Below are 3,495 nucleotides of genomic sequence, written 5' to 3' on the forward strand. Positions count from 1 at the left end.
TGTAGCGCCTGGAATTAATGGTGGCACTCAATAACCGACGTTAAATGCAGAAAGAGTACCGCTTTTGCGGTACTCTTTCTAATGCTTATGAAAATTCAATACTCAGCCTAACACATATTTAGGCAGCTGGTCGAGATGGATAACTCCCAGACTAAAAATGAAAAAGCCAGTGTCCTAACCCGACACCTTAACCACCGTCTGAGGGTGCTTAATATCGCGCGTGAAAGTACAGCGGATGCTTCTTTAGTCGTAAGGCTAAAGCGCGAAGGAGTGCCGAATCCGGTGACTGTAAAAAGCACGCCCTGCTATTAAGCTGATGCGGGGACAGAGACTTTCACACATGCCGCCACTGCGGGAGAGTAACGCCTCTCGCCGGGTTAGTGACCGACGGTGACCGACCGGAGTAATCCACACCACAAACCCGCCTTCTAAAGCTCTCTATGAGCTCTCCAAGGCGGGCGCGCTCCCTCAAGCTCCCTCCCAGAGTAAGCGCGGCTTAGCCGCCGTTACAGCTTGCTAGAAGGCCGGCTTAACATCCGCCACAGTATCAGGTTTCTGAAGCTCAACCATAGTGCGGTCTTCACCCATCTCGTAGTAATGATGGATACGGCGCAAGAACGCCTGCCACTGTTCGGGTGAACTTTGCTGTACCGCTGGGTACATTTCCTCAAGTTTCAGGTTCGAGATAATCCAGACCTCGTCATGAGCCGCCCACTTATTGTAAAAGCGTGCATGAAGCTCCGTCGGGTACCTGTCCAGCAGGTTCAGCATCAACTCAAATTTCAGCTGGCTATTGAACTCATCTAGTACCAGAACCCTTTCGCCGCTGTAGTTATCGAATGGGTTTTCATAGTCTGTAACCCTAAACAACTCGTCATCATACGTTTCGTGTACATAGCGGGTCTTGCCGACACCAGTCTTACCGTATAGGTAAGTAACCCTCACATCCCGGTACTTGTTTTTACGTGCGGCGTTACGCTGTAGAACATTCTCCACTTCGCGTAAGTTCCTTACGTGGGGTATAGCCTCAGGTGAAGTCTCGATGATGTCGTCCACTTTTTCACCGTTGCGGATACGCTTATGTAGCGTTTCGAGAATCTTGCCACGTCCGCGCTTTTGCTCCTCATGGGGCTTCTCCATATTGCCAAGTATCCGACCGGCGCGGGTTTCTTCCTTGGTCGCGTACTCGTATGCCTGAAGCTGGGTACCCTTACGGACCTCTAGATGAATAGTCGGAAATTTCTTCTTCAGTGTAGAGAACCGAATCGGCGCATTATTATTCTCGATGTAGCCTTGATAGTGCTTGTAACCGCCTTCACCACGTTCAAGCTGCCCAATCCAGGTGTAGCCGTTAAGCTCCTTGATAAGCTCTTCCTCGCTTACATGCTCAGCGGACAGAGTGAACACCCAACTGCGTGATTGTTTGTCTTTAGATTTTTGTTTACTCAAGAGTTCCTCCAAAACTCATCGAAGTCTTAATTACAAGTTCAATTTTATCTGTTTGGGACTTGTCAATACTCAAGCTTGGTCATCCTATAGCTACAGCTACTTAATTGATAAAGGGTAATACTAAGAGCCCTATCAGGCAGAACGGCTTCGCCGCCCCGCCGGATAGGGCTAAAGCGCTTACAACCTTTCCCAGATGCCCCTATATTCTTTGTAGCTGAGCATGTCCACTTGGACTGTTTCTGTAGTACGGTCGTAGCGCATGAGGGCGCGTCCAGGGGGGAAAGCTGCTACATCGGTTGCTAGCTCTGTAGCATTCGGGTGTAGCATTCGGACAGCATCCGCGTTATCCACATTGAATGTTAGTCGTGTTGCGAATTGCGCACGGGTGGCGCCATCGATGCTTTGGGTATCGGCGCGCTGCGTTGAGACGATTACCCTGAAACCGACTTTGGCACCTTCAGCGACGAGACGATTAACGAGGGCTTTTGCCTTGGCGCTGATGCGTTCAGCGGGCTTATGTAGTGAGTCGTAATCGCTGAGCTGGCTGATGATGCTTGCGTACTCATCGAGGACTACGACTATGAGTGGCATACTCTCACTGAATTCTTCGTACTTGTCCAGCTTTTGGGTACGGAGGTTATGGAGCCGACTATCCATCTCGTCGACAAGCTCCTCTAGAAGTGCGTAGGTAGTTTCAGGGTCGTTACCGAGAGAGAAACGTTCTGCGTTCGTGGCTTCTGCAACAGGGGCCAGAAGTGCAGTTCCAGGGTCGATGCCCCAGACCTGCACTGTATTTTCACCTGCAAGGTTAGCCAGAAGTACGCGAAGGAACGAAGATTTGCCGCTCCTTGTCTGCCCCTGAACAATGGTGTGTGAGGCATCGACGAGGTTGATGGTCGCCTCTCCTCCACTAGCACGACGCCCAATAACTGGGGTGGTTGTGAGGTTGGTGATTTCTGCATGGCGGGTTCCGTCTAGAGGGTCTACCAGATGGAACGTAACAACCTGACTCCCTTTACCGGTTAGCTCATTGGTGACGGTGAATGCGTTCTTCCTGTCTTTCTGGCTAACGCAGGTCTCATAAACCTGCTTGCTAGAGATGCCGTTAATAGGCTCCGTTACTACAAGCTGCACGGTATCTTGACCCTCAACTAGCGACACGTTGTACGACTCGAAGTCTGACTTTTTCACCAGTCCAAGCTGGCGCAGGAATGTGTTACCTTCTTTACGCGCAGCTACCTTCTTTGCGTACAGGTAGTCACCGTAGATGGGCGAGTACGCGCGGGCTTTAGGGACAAGAAGTACGATGATTCCCGCGGCTACGATAAGCATACTGAGGTCACCGTATGCCAGCCTGACGCTGATGTAGAGTAAGCCCCAAAGCAAGGTAAATTTTATGTGCCTGATGAGTGCCATAGTAAGCTTCCTGCTGGTGCTGGCTTCTGTCTGTTGTGCCTGATGCTTCATCGTTAGCTGTTCCTTTCGATGGTGCGGCTGGTAGCTGCGGAAGATTCACTGGTAACAGGGACGAGACGTTCAGCGGTGACGGTTACGATGGCGCCCTCTGCGGAGCTATAGACATTGACGACGGTTAAGCCATCGAATCGGTACGGGGTGAAACGCTTGATGGGTTGAGGCGTAAACAAAGAAACGTACACGTTGTGGAGCCTGCGTCCGTCTTCTAGAACCTCGAGTCCGGGTACGCGGTAAGTTGCTTTGCCTTCGACAAGTTTCGGGGCGCCGTTCTTTTCCCTGAGGATGAAGTCCTCCGCAGAGACTGATTCAAAGGCAACTACCTCGAGTGCCTGGTTCTTACCATTTACGATGAATTTCAAGAGGTCCTCCTGATAGGGGTACGAATATTGTCAGAAGGTATATATCAGGAGTGTTACGGAATCGGATTAACAGCAAAGCCCCCTAGTGTGACCAATTTCACATTAGGGGGCTTTAGGGGTAATAAGTCCGGTAATTTCCGGGTTTGTTTTTCATTCTGTAGCGCCTGGAATTAATGGTGGCACTCAATAACCGACGTTAAATGCAGAAAGA

At 50.6% G+C, this 3,495-nt stretch carries 3 protein-coding genes; all 3 read right to left on the bottom strand.

Annotated features, from left to right (window positions below; all coding sequences use genetic code 11):
* Positions 1-516 precede the first annotated feature (516 nt).
* A complete protein-coding gene (locus Q0216_RS08140) occupies positions 517-1,449 on the bottom strand; it encodes a hypothetical protein (protein WP_298594412.1) in 933 nt (310 codons plus the stop codon).
* 177 nt (positions 1,450-1,626) lie between these two features.
* Complete coding sequence (locus tag Q0216_RS08145) at positions 1,627-2,916, bottom strand: FtsK/SpoIIIE domain-containing protein (protein WP_298594414.1); 1,290 nt, start codon at positions 2,914-2,916, stop codon at positions 1,627-1,629.
* 2 nt (positions 2,917-2,918) lie between these two features.
* Positions 2,919-3,284, bottom strand: a complete 366-nt coding sequence (locus tag Q0216_RS08150; protein WP_298594416.1) for a hypothetical protein — start codon at positions 3,282-3,284, stop codon at positions 2,919-2,921.
* Between the last annotated feature and the right edge of the window lie 211 nt (positions 3,285-3,495).

The sequence above is a fragment of the uncultured Rothia sp. genome, from assembly GCF_937976295.1.
Lineage (GTDB): Bacteria > Actinomycetota > Actinomycetes > Actinomycetales > Micrococcaceae > Rothia.

What these genes read in the sequence shown, in the direction of transcription:
- Q0216_RS08145 (WP_298594414.1), bottom strand. Translation starts at nt 2,916, where the DNA reads ATGAAGCATCAGGCACAACAGACAGAAGCCAGCACCAGCAGGAAGCTT.